At 48.4% G+C, this 15,898-nt stretch carries 10 protein-coding genes; 5 read left to right on the top strand and 5 right to left on the bottom strand.

Annotation, left to right across the window (positions count from 1 at the left end):
* Positions 1-173 precede the first annotated feature (173 nt).
* On the bottom strand, positions 174-2,864 hold the full coding sequence (locus AAFP11_RS02255; protein WP_341735553.1) for an FHA domain-containing protein: 2,691 nt from the start codon (positions 2,862-2,864) through the stop codon (positions 174-176).
* A 188-nt stretch (positions 2,865-3,052) separates the two neighbouring features.
* On the opposite strand from AAFP11_RS02255, the gene AAFP11_RS02250 reads away from it, so the two are divergent.
* The 3 genes from AAFP11_RS02250 to AAFP11_RS02240 all read left to right on the top strand — a co-directional run bounded on the left by AAFP11_RS02250 (position 3,053) and on the right by AAFP11_RS02240 (position 7,440).
* Positions 3,053-5,182, top strand: a complete 2,130-nt coding sequence (locus AAFP11_RS02250; RefSeq protein ID WP_341735552.1) for an iron uptake porin — start codon at positions 3,053-3,055, stop codon at positions 5,180-5,182.
* A gap of 50 nt (positions 5,183-5,232) precedes the next feature.
* Entirely contained in the window at positions 5,233-5,943 is a 711-nt protein-coding gene (locus tag AAFP11_RS02245) for a hypothetical protein (protein WP_341735551.1), read from the top strand.
* A 213-nt stretch (positions 5,944-6,156) separates the two neighbouring features.
* Positions 6,157-7,440: a serine protease gene (locus AAFP11_RS02240; protein ID WP_341735550.1), complete on the top strand. Its 1,284-nt coding sequence runs from the start codon at positions 6,157-6,159 to the stop codon at positions 7,438-7,440.
* Between the two features lie 75 nt (positions 7,441-7,515).
* On the opposite strand, the gene AAFP11_RS02235 is transcribed toward AAFP11_RS02240, so the two are convergent.
* Complete coding sequence (locus tag AAFP11_RS02235) at positions 7,516-8,652, bottom strand: COP23 domain-containing protein (protein WP_341735549.1); 1,137 nt, start codon at positions 8,650-8,652, stop codon at positions 7,516-7,518.
* A 238-nt stretch (positions 8,653-8,890) separates the two neighbouring features.
* Between AAFP11_RS02235 and AAFP11_RS02230 the strand changes: the two genes are divergently transcribed.
* Positions 8,891-11,113, top strand: coding sequence for a tetratricopeptide repeat protein (locus tag AAFP11_RS02230; RefSeq protein WP_341735548.1), 2,223 nt, complete (start codon positions 8,891-8,893; stop codon positions 11,111-11,113).
* A 333-nt stretch (positions 11,114-11,446) separates the two neighbouring features.
* On the opposite strand, the gene AAFP11_RS02225 is transcribed toward AAFP11_RS02230, so the two are convergent.
* The 3 genes from AAFP11_RS02225 to AAFP11_RS02215 form a co-directional block, all read right to left on the bottom strand.
* The gene (locus tag AAFP11_RS02225) at positions 11,447-12,349 is read right to left on the bottom strand and encodes a serine protease (RefSeq protein ID WP_341735547.1); all 903 of its coding nucleotides are present in this window, start codon (positions 12,347-12,349) and stop codon (positions 11,447-11,449) included.
* A 33-nt stretch (positions 12,350-12,382) separates the two neighbouring features.
* Positions 12,383-13,006, bottom strand: a complete 624-nt coding sequence (locus AAFP11_RS02220) for a COP23 domain-containing protein (protein WP_341735546.1) — start codon at positions 13,004-13,006, stop codon at positions 12,383-12,385.
* Positions 13,007-13,475: 469 nt separating this feature from the next.
* A complete protein-coding gene (locus tag AAFP11_RS02215; RefSeq protein ID WP_341735545.1) occupies positions 13,476-14,513 on the bottom strand; it encodes an aldo/keto reductase in 1,038 nt (345 codons plus the stop codon).
* Between the two features lie 197 nt (positions 14,514-14,710).
* On the opposite strand from AAFP11_RS02215, the gene AAFP11_RS02210 reads away from it, so the two are divergent.
* A complete protein-coding gene (locus AAFP11_RS02210) occupies positions 14,711-15,850 on the top strand; it encodes a DegT/DnrJ/EryC1/StrS family aminotransferase (RefSeq protein WP_341735544.1) in 1,140 nt (379 codons plus the stop codon).
* The last annotated feature ends 48 nt before the right edge of the window (positions 15,851-15,898 follow it).

Raw genomic sequence — 15,898 nt, 5'->3', positions numbered from 1 at the left:
GATACATAATATTAAAACTTGTAAGTTGGGTTTCGTTACCTCAACCCAACCTACTAATGACAAATCCGGCTGAAACACTTTTCCGATTTCTTAGTCCCCTCTGCTAGGAATTTGTTTGTGTAAAAGCGGTTTCAACCGCCTCCTTCATAAAGGGGATAATTAACTACACAGAATTAGACGATATCCTTACGCTTCTGAACCACTAAAGTGAGACCCAACAAAACCAAAATTTGCAAACAAAGGATACCCCAATATTGCCTAACATTCACCTTGAACATTGAACCGTATTTGTCATAAAAGTTCTCTAACAGAGCTTCTCCGCCTTTAATCGTTCCCTCATATTTCCCTTTCCACTCGCTGTAGTCTTTTTGCCAAGTATCAATCTCCGCTTTGTAACTATCAACTTTTTTCTGGTAAGTACCAAACTCAGCGGGATTGTCCGGCGCTTTGCCAGGATCTTGCGGCTTCGCGGGTTCCGTTTGGTCGATTACAGGATCGTATTTACCCTTGATTCCGGGAAACTGGCAAGTCTTGAATAGTTTTTCTCCCAGACACTCACAGCGGTTTGTCTTGTCGGTTGGCGACAAATTGTTGCGATCGTCCTTACTTAACTGCCAGCAGGGATCGTCAACAATGTTACTCCCCAGATTACTCTGGGTCAACAGCGACTCAAAGGACCATTTAGTAATGGTAATTTGGTTGACGAGGCGACCTGTTACCCCAAGAGCGTCGATGGGTAGCATCCCGCCACCAAAGGTAATTTGCGGGACGAGAAAGATGATGGTCAGCAGCGGTGCGATATTTTGGTTCGGTGAAAGAGCTGATACAAATAGCCCCATCATCATGCCTGCGATCGAGGCTAGGAATAGGGTGACGTACATCCCTGTTAACGCTTCCGTACCCCCTGGCAAGTCGATCGCCAACTTTTTAAACAGCAAAAAGACAGCAGCTTGATACAAAGCCAAGAGAATACCTACCCAAACTTTCGACAAAATGTAAGGGATGATTTGCAGCCCGATCGCCCGTTCCCGCCGATAGATATCGTTTTCTTTGACAATTTCCCGCATAGTGGCGAGGCTGCCGACCATCACAGCAATCAAAGCTGTGACGAAGAGCATAGTAATTGCCTGACCTGCATCTCCTGTTTCGAGGCTAAATAAGTTGCGCTTCCAAGTAACAAAATCCAGCAGCCCTAGAGTTGGAGCAACGGCAAGCATTAAAAATAAACTGGCTTTGTCCTGTATTAAGATTGCTAGATTTCTTTGGGACAAAATGGCAAACTCTCTGAACGCCGAAACTCGCTTAGCTCGATGAGCTAACCGTTTTTTAGCACGGGGTTGTTGCAATTCACCACCCACGGCTGGTGGTCGTGATAGCTGTCGCTCTACCACATATTTTTGATACTGAGAAGACAGGAGGTAGCGCTGTTGCCAGTAGTCCGGCGACTCTTCCCGCTCTACCTTGCGGTAAATTTCATTGAATTTCTGCACCCCAAAGTAAGCCGGAGCTTCTTGTGGCGGCCCGCAGTAAGCTACTCTGCCACCTGCTGCCATGAAGATTACCAAGTCGCAGAGGGTGACATTTTCGGTGGCATGGGTGATCAACAATATGGTACGGCCTTGGTCTGCTAGTTCTCGCAAGAGCTGCATGATTTCCACCTCAGTGCCGGGGTCTAGTCCAGACGTGGCTTCATCAAGGAAAAACAAGCTGGGTTTGGTGAGCAGTTCCACGCCAATCGATACCCGCTTAAGCTGGCCTCCGCTGAGCGCCTTGACTTGCACGTCTTTGCGGTGAGTCAGCCCCAAATCTTGCAACACTTCTTTGACGCGCTGTTTGCGTTCCACCTTCCGGGTGTCCGCAGGCATCCGCAGTTGGGCGGCGTAGTCGAGGGCTTGCTCGACAGTCAATTCCAGGTGGATGATATCTTTCTGGGGAACGTAGCCGAGTTCGTTGCGGTAGGCGTTGAAGTTCTTGTATAGGTCAACTCCGTTGACGAGAACGGAACCGCTGGTAGCGGGCCGGAAGCCGTTGAGGGCATCAAGAAGGGTGGACTTGCCGCCGCCACTGACACCGGCGATCGCCACAAATTCCCGCGCCTTAATGCTCAAGGAAATATCATTCAGCAGTTTCGTGCCTTTCCCCACAACCTTAGTCAGGCCGATAGCATCAAGCCGTAAGTTGCCTTGTTCGTTATAAGTGGCAAAGGTTTCATCGACATTTAAGACAAAACGGCACGGGCCGATACGGATGCTGTCATTGACTTTCAGTACCCTTTGTTCTTTAACGGCTATGCCGTTGACATAGGTACCGTTCGTCGAGTCCAAATCTTTGATAATGACGGAGCCGCTTTGCCGTTCCAAGCGAGCGTGGAAGCGAGAAACGGATGGGTGTTCGATCGCCGTGTCGTTTTGTGAATCCCGCCCAATTGTCAGGCGATCGCGGCCGCGCATATCTATCTGGCTGACGAAGACTGTTTCATCCCCAACCAAAGCTGCAACTGTTACGTGTTCATCTACAGGTTTTTGAACTTCAATAACAGTGGGATCTCGATCGTCTCCCTGAACGATCAAGCCCAATTCGCTATTGCCAATGCCGATCGTGTCCCCGTTTGCTAGGAAGTGAGGAATGTTCGGTTTGAGCCGGATGTTGTTGACGCGAGTGCCGTCAGTGCTGCCGAAGTCTGTAATTTGATAGCGATCGCCTTTTCTACTGATTTGAGCGTGTTGACGCGACACAAGGGGGTCATTAATGACTAAATCACTGTTGGTAGCGCGCCCGATAGTTACGACTTCAGTATTAACTGAGTATTCCCAGACAGGCTCGCTACCCTTGTGAATTTTTAAAATTGCTGGCGATACAGGCATAGAGAGCTATTTCCATTAATCTTATGTCTTTTATCTCACACTGCCACTGACTTTTGTCAAAGATGTTTATCTTCTTAACTATCGGGCGTTGTTTAAGAAAAATTAATATTTTTAATCTAAAAAGTGGTAAAAAATGTAACATACAGCTTAGCTACGGTAGCTATAACTTGTCAGTGTGAGGAGCGAGCATGAAAGCAAAATATTTATTACTGTACAGCATCTGGGGAATCCTGTTGGCATCGCCTGCGGCAATTGCCGAAACTTCTGAGGATCTACCTTCGGTAGAGTCGCAAGGAAACGTTGCCGAACCAGCGCCACAGATTATTAATGCCAGCCAAGAGCAGCTTGCGGGCGCTGCTCCAAGCAGTTTAGAGCTGCTTAGGGGCGATCGGGCAGTCAGGAAGCAAAAATCGATCGGTTCCTATAAATTCGCCGGTGGGGGTGTCGTCTTGGCGCGATCGGGTTTGCCGATCGACCCAGAACCCGCCGTTGGCGATCAGCCGATCGAACCAACCGAAAGAAATCCAGACCTAGAATCAGTAACATCAGAGCCCAAAATCGCTGTTACTGGCAAGAGCCAATCAGAATTGTCTCCAATAATACCAAACAATTCATCCAATCCGATCGCTATTACCGACAATAACCAATCAGAATTGGCTCCAACAATACCAAACAATTCATCCAATACGCCCACAGCAACACCTTCTGAAACCCGAACAAATAAACAACCAAAATTTCAAAAAAATGCACCAGCAAGAGCCATCGCTCAATCCTTAAATACGACCCCGACCCTCGGCACGCCGACACCGGTCAATCAGGTAGTTCAAGAAACAGAAAACAACTCAGCATCCAACTTAATGACGCAAGTCACATCTGTTTCCCAACTCTCAGACGTCAAGCCAACAGACTGGGCTTTTGGCGCCCTGCAATCACTGGTTGAGCGTTACGGCTGCATTGCTGGCTACCCCGACGGTACTTTCCGAGGCAATCGAGCACTAACTCGCTACGAATTTGCTGCTGGCTTGAATGCTTGCTTAGACCAAATTAGAAGCCAAATTGGAGCCAAGAGTGCCGATAAAATTACCAAAGAAGACTTAAGCATCGTGCAACGGCTGCAAGAAGAATTTGCAGCGGAACTAGCAACCCTGCGGGGTCGAGTTGACTTGCTAGAAGCGCGGACAACAGAATTAGAAGCCAATCGTTTTACCCGCAGCACGACAATTTTTGGCGGAGAAGCGATCTTCGCGCTGTCTCAAGCGTGGGGTGGGAACCCTCCGGGCGAAGGCAAATCCAACCTCGCCTTCACAAACTCAGTGCGACTGCAAACTGTCACTACCTTTACAGGAAAAGACAGGCTGCGAATCGAACTGCAATCAGGGAATTTTAAAGGCCGAGGCTTTGCCGAACCTAGCGCCCTCAACACCTTTACTTCGCTGCTATCCTTTCAGTCAGATACCGACAACAAAATCCAGCTTTCAGCGGTAGAGTACCGCTTCCCAGTCTTAAACGATCGCATTGTTGTCACCCTCCGCCCCGCAGGTTTTAACCTCAGCAGCGTACTCACCGCTAACTCGCCCTTCTATGACAATGGTCGAGGAGCCATTTCCCGCTTCGGAGAAGCCAACCCCATCTTAAAAATCGGCGACTTAGATACAGGCGTAGGGATGGACTGGCTGATCGGCCGCCGCTTCCGCTTGCAGTTAGCTTACGGCGCGAGAAATGGCAGCGATCCCGGTCAGGGATTTGCTGTAGGTAAAGACAACTGGGTTGCCGGCGGACAATTTTTATTCCTATTAGGCAATAGCGCTCAAACTGGTTTGACTGTCCTTTACGGCTCATCTCCCGACGGCAGATTAAACACCTTTACAGGTAGTGGCGCGGCTGACGCTTCTGGATTCATCAACCAGCGCTCAAATATCGGCGCTGTCGGCGGCAGTTTTCAATGGCGCGTTACCCCTCGCTTCACCTTCGCCACTTGGGGCGGTGTTATGGGCGCTTATGCCTCCAAAACTCAATCCGGCGCTGTCAGCACGACTTTTGCCACTGCTTTAGGATTTCCTGACCTGATCCAGCAGGGAGACTTACTGGGAGTCATAGTCGGCCAGCCGCCCAGTTTGGTGCAGTACGAGGATTTTTCGGCATCCACTGGGTTGCCGGGAGGCAAAGATTTTTCACTACACGTTGAAGCTTTCTACCGCTTCAACCTCAGTGATTCTGTTTCGGTCACGCCCGGTTTCTTCTTAGTGACAAACCCTGGTAATTTTGCCAGCAACAACACGATCTATATCGGCACAATCCGCACGACTTTCCGCTTCTAACTGTTACTGTAGTAGTAGTTAGCTGCTAACTCACAAAAGAGGAAAATTTGATGGCAACTCGACAAAAAATTACGCGCATTTTAGCTGGTAGCCGCCTCTGGGTGTTGCCTGCTGCTTTTAGCTTTCTCAGTTTAAGTTGGGTAGCACCAACAAATGCGGTCGAAACTGCACAGCAAAATACTTTAATTGCACAAGCAACCGAAACTCAACCTGCGGCACCTCGCCCTCGACCAAGAACTGCTTTTTTTGAAGAAGAGAGGAGGCCGAGGTTTGGATTTGGCGACTTCCTGAACTCTGCCTTGGATGGGGCAGACAATGCTTTCTCTGGCGATTCAGTGCAGAATTCTCCCATTACCCTGGAGCCTCTGTCTGGAGTTTTCACAACCGGCATTAACGGCACCCTGACAGTGGGTATTAATGATAATCGCTCTGATTTCTTGCAAGGCAATTTTAGTGCGACTGACGGCACTAACCTGCAATTTTCTAATGTCATTTCTGGTTCTAGTCCCCAAAGAGGAACTTTGAACGTAAATGGTACGATCTTGATTAATGGCGTGCCAAATCCTGTCATCGGTGTGAGGGAATACAGCGCCAGCGGTAACGAAAATAATGGTTTTGTTAGCGCCACCGTGCAGTTGGTCGATCCAAATAACCCGTCGCAAGCGATTTTTATCCAAGTGCCAGCGAGTCGAAATTCAGGCGATCGAAATACTGTAAGGGGCCCTGCTAACCTGTCAATCGGCCGCCCCATTGACCGCTAAGCGGAGCGAGAAAATAGAGCCGGGAAAATGCCTTTGCAGTGGCATCGGCATGATTCCAGGCTAGTAAGTTAAAAAACATTTAGTTTGTAGTTTGTAGGGTGCGTCAGACGAGGTTATACAACGACTATCGAGGATGGATGGTTCTGACGCACCCTGCTTTATGTGCCAGTTGCGTAAGTTTTAAATTAGCTAACTTAATCAGGAAATGTGAATATGTTTTCGTTCAAACTGATGGTAGGACAACTTTTTGCTGGCATCGCCATAGGAGTCCAAGCAATGCCTGCTATGGCGGAACTTTCCCCACCGGAAATCAATTCCATCGCTCGACAGACAACGGTACTGATCGCGCCCGGTCTCACCCCGGAGTTGCGTCGGGACTTGGAGGAAAACCGCAATAACCCGTTAGAAAATAGACAAGTCTGGAACCCAGGTTCAGGGGCAATAGTAGCTCGTGAAGGCAATAAATACTACGTTTTAACAGTGGCTCATAACTTTTACCAGAGGTACTTAGATACTCCAGGGTTTTGGCAAAGCTCTGGTGGGACTCCTTTCTACGGCATCCGCACTTGGGACGGGGAAGTGCACAAAATCGAAGGTGTCAATGACGGCAGGGGTTGCCCGCTTAGGGGCATTGCTGAGGCGCGATCGCTAATCCGATTCGGTTGCCGCGATCGCTTCATCCCAGGTACAGAAACCGTCGATCGCAATAGCGACGGAGATGCCGTCAAAGGCATCGACTTAGCCATCATCAGTTTTACCAGCTCCAAAGATTACGCCGTTGCTTCTATAGGAGATTCCAGCACAGTCAAAATCGGCGATCGGGTTTACATTTCCGGCTGGCCAGATCCCGAACAAGCTCAAGCTCAAGCTGGCCAAAGCGTCCGCCCGGTTTCCCGCAGGCAGAGGCGTTTAGCGTGGGGTTCTGTGGGGGCGAAACTCTCGCCTGATGCCAGCAACCAAGGCTACAGCATCTTTTACACCGACTGCACGAGCCCTGGGATGAGTGGTGGCCCTGTCTTTGACAAAGATGGCCGTCTTGTCGGCAATCATGGCCGGGGCACCCCCAACAAGCAATCCTGTGGTAAGGAGGGCAGCCCTAACAGCTTCTTGCAATCGAGCGATCGCCCGGATGCGCCCGGACAGGCGGCGAATACCAACAACTTGAGCGAAAGGTTTAGCGCTTCGCAGCAAGTCAATCAGGCGATCGACTTGATCCAGCAGAGCCGACTGCGTTTACCCTTCAACTTGCAGATGCCTTCTGCTGACTTGATTAGGAGAGGGTTGGCCGGTCAATCGGTTCAAGCGACTTCTGGCAGCAGCGGCCGCCTCGAATTTGACATTGCCGCCGATCGCACTTCAGGCGCATTTGACGATCCCAGCGATGTTATCCCCGACATTTACAAGGAATATTCCTCCTTTTCTGGACTGGGAAGCCGCATAAAAGACGACCCCGGAGGCGGGTGTGGCACTATTTTGCTAGGAGAACCGTGTCCTTGAGCAAGGTAGCAGAAGGAAACGTGAACCTTCTGCTCTCTCCCTTACCTCTAAGCTTCTGGGCCAATCCCTTGCCTGCTACCAAACCAAACCGCCAGCCGGCGAGGGATTGGCCGGGGAAGCCACTGCACCTTCAACCACCGTGTTATTCAGGAATTGCTTGAAGTCAATGTAAACAGCGCTGGGTTCGTCTTGGCTTTCATAGAGGGGGCCGCTCGCGCCAGCGCGGATGTTGAACAAGCGCTGTACCGTTTCCCCAGCATTCGACCCCGGTTTGAGGGTAAATAGTACATTAGCGCCACTACAGGGACGCCCGCTAGCCTGTGCCGCGCACACCACCGCTTGCCCGTTCACGTAACCGCTGGTGATGAAGTTGAGTTGCCCGGAGTTGTAGAAATTCTGGAAGCGGGAAGAAACCTCCTGGCAACGTCTTTCCGGGGTGAATCCTCCTGAGCTGAAATAGTCAGAGAACCAGCGGATCACTGGAACTCGACCTCGATTCGTGACAGCATAAGTTGTGGGCAAACCGTTAGCGCCAGAAGCGCAAATAAAGCTTGTCCGTTGTACTGGGGCGGGCTGCGCGGCAAGAGTTTGTTCTGGGTCGATCGGCGGGCTGCTGGAAGTAGCGCCCAGGGGAATCAGACCCGGCGGCAGGAGTACCCTGTCAATCCTGACAATCACCCCATTTTTTGCTAGCAGTGGCAATTCTCTAGCAGTAGCGTCGTTGAGAATTAGTTGAGTGGCGCTAGAGCTAGGACTAACTTTGACTGTCCTGCCGTCTAGGGTTTTCAGTTCTCCACTTAGGAGGTCGCTCTCGCTGATTTCGCCAGGAATGACGTGATACCTGACTATTTTTTCCAGCAGTTCTCGGTTTTCTGGCCGCAATAATTTTTCCAACATCCCTGGCGGCAAGGCAGCAAACGCTTCCTCTGTCGGTGCGAGAATGGTAAGCGGATTATTTCCTGACAGCAGGGGGATTAAGTTCGCTTTCTGCAAGACGGCACTAAAAGTTTTTAGATTGCGGTTTTTGCTTAGCCCCTCAACTAAACTGGGAGTATCATCTGATTCGTAGCGAGCGCCCCGGTTGTAAAAGCGATAATTAGGGTAAAACCGCTGGGCAAATGCGGTCGAGAAACTATCGAGTGCGATCGCCCCTGCGAGTCCGACAATGACTGCTAACCTTTTAAGCTGGCCTGTACGCTTTAGCCTATTCATAAATATATTCTCCGTTTAATACATTAAACTTTGATAAAGCCTTGCCTGACTGTATTGCTTTAATTTCTGCCATTAGTGGCAACTCTAGTTTTTTGGCACATTATATCTCATAGAATACCTTTATTAGTTAATAGATGGCAAGGCGATCGCCAAAAGTGATCCTTGCTGCCAAAGTACACCTCTGGCGCTTTGGACTAAATGCTCAATCTCAAATAGAAACTCGCTTAGGTCAAACACCATGCAAGGGAAAATACTAGGTGGACGCTACAAAATTATCAGGCGGTTGGGAGGCGGGGGCTTCGGTCAGGCTTATCTGGCTGTTGACACGCAGTTACCGGGAACCCCCCAATGCGTCGTCAAGCAGCTCAAGCCTCAAACTGCCGATTTAGCCACAGCGCGACGCCTATTTGACCGAGAAGCGACTACTCTGCACGAGTTAGGACAAGGCCACGACCAGATACCGCGCCTGTTTGCCCACTTTGAAGAAAATGAAGAATTTTATCTAGTAGAGGAGTTTTATGAAGGGGAGACGTTAGGCGAAGAACTCCAGCGTTTGAAGCGCTTCAGGGAACCGCAGGCGATCGCCCTGTTGCAAGATATCCTGTCAGTCCTTCAGTACGTCCACAGCCACAACGTCATCCACCGAGACATTAAACCCTCGAACATCATCCGGCGCAAGGGAGATGGGAAGCTAGCCCTGATTGACTTTGGTGTTGTCAAACTAATTAACAGTTCCAAGCGGCCAGCGCTGGATACAAACGCTAAAACTGTTGCCGTCAGTACCTTGGGCTATACGCCTCCCGAACAACAAAACGGCAATCCCCGCCTAAACAGCGATATCTACGCCTTGGGTGTCACAGCGATTAAAGCTTTGACGGGAAAAGACATAAGGGATTTGCAGATTAATTTGCACAACTGGCGGGAGCAAGTGCAGGTGAGCGACGAGCTGGCAGCGATTTTGGATAAAATGGTGCGCTTGGACTTTCAGCAGCGCTACCAGAGGGTTGAGGATGTGCTGGGGGACTTAGATGCGATGGTAGCGGAATTCAACCAGCCCACGCAAGTGCGGGAAACCGAGGCGCGCGAAACCGAGGCGCGCGAAACCCAGGTGCGGGAAACCCAGGTGCGGGAAACAGCGCTCCGCCCCGCTCCGACTCCAGCGTCTGCACCGATCGCCCCAACAGAGCGGTTTGCTTTTAAACCCTGGCACTTAGTGGCGATCGCAGGTATCGTTACTGCTGCATTATTTGGCGGATGGAAGCTCTACGAACCCAATTTCTACTTGCAACAAGCCAAACAACAGCTAGATAAGTACCAACCAGAAAAAGCCTTAGATACATTTCAGAAACTCATTGACAGCAAACCCAATGAAGCCCAAGCTTGGAAGGGCAGGGGAGATGCGCTGCTAGCTCTAGCCCGGTATGAAAGATCGATTAGTGCCTATGACAAAGCGCTGCAACTCCAGCCGAACGATGCCAAAACATTAAACAAAAAAGGCGAAACGCTTTATGAATTGCAGCGCTACCAAGAAGCGCTAGACACTCACGAGCAAGCGCTCAAAGCTGCTGATAACGACCCCGAAGCCTGGTATGGCAAAGGCAGAGCTTTCATTGGCTTGAAGCGCTACGAAGATGCTCTTACTGCCTTTGACAAAGCGCGGGAAATCAAGCCCCAGTCCCCCTCAGTTTGGTATAGCAAAGGTATCGCCTTAGAATATTTGAATCGACGACCAGAAGCGCTCAAGATTTATGAGGAGGCCGTGGGAACTTATGACGAACAACTTAAAGCGAACCCGAATAATTTGAAAGGGTGGGTTGAACGGGGTTCTGTGCTGAGCAAGTTGGGGCGTTTCAACGATGCACTTGACTCTGCGGAAAAAGCACTGAAAGTTGACCCGGATTTCTATCCGGCACTGCTACTCAAAGGCAATGCGCTGCGGCTGACAGGGAAAGCAGATGAAGCGCTGCAAGCTTATAATAAAGCCCTGGAAATCCGCCCGGAAGATTATTTGACGCTGCACAACCGAGGAACGTTACTAGCAGAAAAAGGAGATTTTGTACAAGCGATTAAATCCTTTGATAAAGCCTTAGAAATTCGGTCAAGTTTTTCTCCAGCTTGGGTCGATCGCGGCATAGCTTTCAGTCAAAATAACCAACAAAAAGAAGCAATCGAATCTTTTGACAAAGCGATCGGCTATGCACCAAAAGACGCTCAAGCGCTAGTAGGTAAGGGAATTTCGCTGAGTGCGCTGAACCGAAATGAGGAAGCGTTAGCGGCTTTTGAACAAGCCAAAGAAATCGAGCCGAATAACCCCTTTCTTTGGGCGAACCGAGCTGCTGTTCTAGAGAAGTTAAAACGGAATGACGAAGCACTAAAATCCTATGACGAAGCAATTCGGCTGAAGCCTGACTTTCAAGCGGCGATCGAGGAGCGGCAAAAGTTGCGACAGAAAATCAACTGATATTATAGCAACCGCCAAGGTGGTTAGGATACTTCCGGTCATTGAGCGAAGCGTCGTCCTGAGCGTAGCCGAAGGGTCGAAATGTCCGCTTTGTGAGTGCATTTCGACTACGCTCAATGACCAAAGCGTCTTGGCGACTGATATTATGTCGATTACAACTCACTGAACGATAGCTTAAAAATATCTATCTGACCTCTGAGTCGAATGTGCGAACCCACTCATTCAAACCAGAGGTCAAACTACAAAATCAAAGTCCAAGCCGAGAGAGGCTGCCAATTTTCTAGCCAATTTAAGATACAACAGATGAATTGCTAATTGAGCAATAATTAGCTTTCACCACAACCGTCCATTTTCCGGGGCGCTATCTCTATACTCACCTTGCGGTTGAGGATAAGAAATTACTGGATGTGGGAGAGAATAAGGGGATCTTCTGGGTGTGTCGCCTGCCGATTTATTGCCTAGTTGTACAAATGTCTCAATCGGAATTGCCCAACTAGATTCGATCATTAAATCCTTTGGCAAATTCGGCTTAGAACCATCTTTAAATACATAAGGATCGCCCCACAAAGGATAGGCGTGCATTCCATTGATTCCCACAACTTCCGCCCTGCTATTGAGCAACGGCCCGCCGCTCATTCCTTTTTCAACTGGATTGCTATAGCCAATCTGATAACCTCCAACTAATGCTTTTGGAGACAGAAAGGAAACAGTCCCTAACAAAAATTCAAACCCTCTTTTTTCCGAACCTTCTTGACCAGGAAACCCGGTAGCAAAGACTTCATCTCCTACTGCGATCGACGAAGAAGCTAGCCGCGCTACTGAATATTCCCTCGTACTTCTGAACTGTAATAAAGCGAGATCGTTGCCGTCAAAAGAGCGATTTTTGAGCAATTCACCCTGATATATTTTCCCATCTGGAGTTTGAATGCGGTGGCTTTCACCAATAGCTAAAACATGATTGTTGGTCAGAATTGTGTAGGTCTGGCCTTGCTTTTTAATCAATATTCCTGAACCTGCACCGTATCCAGATAGCACTTTAACTGCGATCGCCCGTGCCTCATTTTTGATTTGGGCTACTGTCAGTTGTTGAGCGTTTTCTCGCCTGCCATTTACCTCAATCAATCGCGATCTGCTGACAGGTAAGGACTGTACTGGCTGTTGAGTATACCAACAGCCCATACAGGCGATCAAAAAATAGCTCAAACGGAGTCTCAACCGCAAGCTCGACCAATTCATGCTTCATTCCTCAGTTATTTGTACCAAGGCGGGCTACCACCCACCACCGTTACTCGGCTCAACGTTCGGCTGAGGGCGAGTGGGAACAGCGGCGGGTGGAGAATTGAGAGCAGGATTAGGAGCCGAACCAGCGGTTTGAACGACAGGCGCTTGTTCGAGAAATCGGTTCATATCGACGGTAGCAGATGAATTGCGATCGGCACTTTCTAGAAGGGGAGCGTTAGATGCACCAACACTAATATTAAATATTTGCTGGATGCGAGCGGCTGCATCAGACCCTGGTTTGAGGGTGAAAAGCAATTTTTCCGAAGTGCATGGAGGGCTGCTATTTCCTGCACAAATAGCTGGCTGGCCGTTAAGATATCCAGCCGTGAGGAAGTTCAGTTGACCTCTCTCACGGTGCCTTTGGAAGCGACTGGATACTTCTTGGCAACGACGCTCTGGGGTGTATCCTGAATCGGTAAAAAATTCAGAAGTCCACTTCACCACTTGAACCGTTCCTCGGCTGGTATTGGCAAAGGTTGTTGGTATACCGTCGCTTACGCCACAAAAGAAGGTGGCGCTTTGAGCATAACTGGGTTGATTGAATGTGGTGACAGCGCCGATCGCGATCGCGCCCAATGTCACCGCAGCAGTTAGTGATTGCCATTTAGTCATTTTGAGTTAACCTATTGGATTATTGGATAAAATTAATTGCATTCAAAATTTATTTGAGTTATCTTGAGAAATAACAGCTATCGTACAACTTGCAACAGTAATTTAGCTAACTTTTATCGGAAAATTAGCATGGTTTCCAAATGCAGGCTATGCTAATACAGCCACTTAACTTTTCAAGTCCTCAAAGCAGCGAAGCACTTGATGAATCTGGTCTAAAGTGTTGAATGAGCTCTATTTAACATTTTATAACATAAGGCTCTGAGATAAGTCAAGATCATCTCAGGGTAATTTGAACTAATCTTGACTTTTCCCCTTAACTGTAGACTAAAGCCCATGCCAGATGGTCACTCTGGCTCACGCCCTCCTATCGTTTGCGGTTGCTTAAATCCTCCCTCAAACTCTTAGTCCGCGCAGGCGGACATTGTTTGTGTAGAAGCGGTTTAAACCGCCGATTGAACAACGAACCAACCTACGGTGTCGGATTCGGATACTTAGCGTGCACCGCATTGATTTCTGCTACGATCTCTTTATCCAATTCCACCTCCAAACTACTGAGATTTTCCTCCAACTGTTCGAGGTTAGTTGCACCAATAATCGTGCTCGTAACAAACCAGCGCGATCGCACATAAGCCAAAGCCATTTGTGCAGGACTTAAATTGTATTTAGCAGCAATCTCAACATACGCTTGCACCGCATCATTCAGATTAGTTTTATCATAACGCTGACCGAAACCAGCGAACAAAGCCAGTCGCGAATTTTCAGGAATTCCCTGCAAATATTTACCAGTCAATAGCCCAAAACCCAAAGGACTGTAAGCCATCAATCCCACCTGCTTAAAACGGCAAGTTTCCGCTAAATTCATGTGAAAAGTCCGATTGCTCAAACTGAAAGCATTCTGAATAGAAACAACCTTCGGCAAACCGTGTTTCTCAGCCAACTTGCAAAACTCGCAAACTCCCCAAGGAGTCTCATTGCTCAAACCCAAATAGCGGATTTTCCCAGCTTTAATTAAATCAGCAAATACCTCTAACTGTTCCAGAATAGGTATAGTTTCGTGTTCTTGGGCGATGTCGTAATCCGGCGCGCCAAATAGTGGCACATAGCGATCGGGCCAGTGGATCTGATAGAGGTCGATGTAGTCAGTTTGCAAGCGTTTCAGGCTGTCATTCAGTGCTGTTTCGACATTTTGGCGATCGATCTGATTTTTCCCTTCCCGAATCCACTTTAATCGAGAACTGCGCCCAGCTATTTTAGTAGCTAAAATGACTTTATCCCGCTGCTGCTTCACCAACCATTCACCGATATATTCCTCAGTTTTCCCCTGAGTTTCTGGCTTAGCTGGCACAGGATACATTTCTGCTGTATCAATAAAATTGACACCTCTATCTCTGGCAAAATCGAGTTGTTGCGCCGCTTCCTCCACAGTATTCTGCTGACCATAAGTCATCGTACCCAAACAGATTTCAGACACTAATAAATCGCTGTCGCCGAGTTGCTTGTATTCCATGAGTTTGATTTCGTAAAAATTATCTGATTCTATTTTAGCGGAAGATTATGACCTCGTTGACAATTCACGAAAAACGCGATCGCTATTCTCCTCTATTCCTCTTTTCCTCTGCGCTCTCTGCGCTCTCTGCGGTTAAAATATTTCCCCAGATATCCGCACTTCAATGTTAATATAAATAATTCGTATCCCTCAGATGTATGAGTAGTCGCCCGCCCAAAATTCCCCTAGTCAACCTCTCCCTGCAACACGAACCAATTCAATCCCAAATACAACAAATAATTGCCGAAATCATCGCTCAAGGCGACTTTATCTTAGGTCAAGCACTGGCAGAATTTGAAACAGCCTTTGCCGCAGCTTGTGGTGTAAAATATGGTATAGGAGTAGCTTGTGGAACAGATGCGATCGCCCTCGGATTGCAAGCTTGTGGCATCCATCCAGGGGACGAGATTATTATCCCCGCCAACACCTTTATCGCCACCATAATTGGCGTGATTCAAGCCAAGGCTACACCTATTATCGTAGATTGTGACCCAGAAACCGCCCTGATTGACCTCACAGCAGCCGCCACAGCGATTACCTCAAAAACCAAAGCAATTATTCCGGTGCATTTATACGGTCAAATGGTGTCGCCTACACAACTGCTAGACTTTGCCAAAAGCTACAATTTAATCATCTTTGAAGATGCGGCCCAAGCCCATCTAGCTTCCAGAGAAGGATACCGTGCAGGTTCCTGTGGCAAAGCAGCAGCATTCAGCTTTTATCCTAGCAAAAACCTTGGCTCTTTTGGGGATGGCGGAATGTTAATTACCAACGATGCAGAGGTAGCACAAAAAATGCGAACCTTACGTAATTACGGCGCACCAAGCAAATATTTACACACAGAAATCGGCACTAATAGCCGCCTCGACAATTTGCAAGCGGCCGTACTCAACGTTAAATTACCCTATTTAGAAACATGGAATCGCGGACGCACTTTAGCCGCCCAATACTACAATACCCTATTAGAACCGCTCAAACACAAAGGCATTGTACCGATCGCCAACCACAGTAGCAGCGGTCACATTTATCACCTCTATGTGATTCAAGTTACTGAGAAAAGCTCCATTAACCGCAATACCCTGCAAGCAAAACTCGGCGAAAATGGCATTCAAACAGGCATTCACTATCCCGTACCTTGTCACTTGCAACCAGCCTACCAAAACTTAGGCAATCCAGGGGACTTTCCCCATACAGAAACCCTGTGTCAACAGATATTGTCATTGCCAATGTATCCCGGATTGAGTAATACTCAGATTGAGCAGGTTGTTGAGGCGATCGCATCATCCTTTAATAGCTAATTGTTAACATAAGTTAAAGTGATGATGTATCAATCAGTATAAATTCCG

It is taken from the genome of Microcoleus sp. CAWBG640, from assembly GCF_020883015.1.
GTDB lineage: Bacteria > Cyanobacteriota > Cyanobacteriia > Cyanobacteriales > Microcoleaceae > Microcoleus > Microcoleus anatoxicus.
This window is presented reverse-complemented; position numbering and strand designations above follow the sequence as displayed.

Excerpts from the sequence above, each read along its gene's own strand:
- AAFP11_RS02240 (WP_341735550.1), top strand. The coding sequence starts at position 6,157 with ATGTTTTCGTTCAAACTGATGGTAGGACAACTTTTTGCTGGCATCGCC.
- AAFP11_RS02215 (WP_341735545.1), bottom strand. The coding sequence starts at position 14,513 with ATGGAATACAAGCAACTCGGCGACAGCGATTTATTAGTGTCTGAAATC.
- AAFP11_RS02220 (WP_341735546.1), bottom strand. The coding sequence starts at position 13,006 with ATGACTAAATGGCAATCACTAACTGCTGCGGTGACATTGGGCGCGATC.
- AAFP11_RS02245 (WP_341735551.1), top strand. The coding sequence starts at position 5,233 with ATGGCAACTCGACAAAAAATTACGCGCATTTTAGCTGGTAGCCGCCTC.
- AAFP11_RS02225 (WP_341735547.1), bottom strand. The coding sequence starts at position 12,349 with ATGAATTGGTCGAGCTTGCGGTTGAGACTCCGTTTGAGCTATTTTTTG.
- AAFP11_RS02250 (WP_341735552.1), top strand. The coding sequence starts at position 3,053 with ATGAAAGCAAAATATTTATTACTGTACAGCATCTGGGGAATCCTGTTG.
- AAFP11_RS02210 (WP_341735544.1), top strand. The coding sequence starts at position 14,711 with ATGAGTAGTCGCCCGCCCAAAATTCCCCTAGTCAACCTCTCCCTGCAA.
- AAFP11_RS02230 (WP_341735548.1), top strand. The coding sequence starts at position 8,891 with ATGCAAGGGAAAATACTAGGTGGACGCTACAAAATTATCAGGCGGTTG.
- AAFP11_RS02235 (WP_341735549.1), bottom strand. The coding sequence starts at position 8,652 with ATGAATAGGCTAAAGCGTACAGGCCAGCTTAAAAGGTTAGCAGTCATT.
- AAFP11_RS02255 (WP_341735553.1), bottom strand. The coding sequence starts at position 2,864 with ATGCCTGTATCGCCAGCAATTTTAAAAATTCACAAGGGTAGCGAGCCT.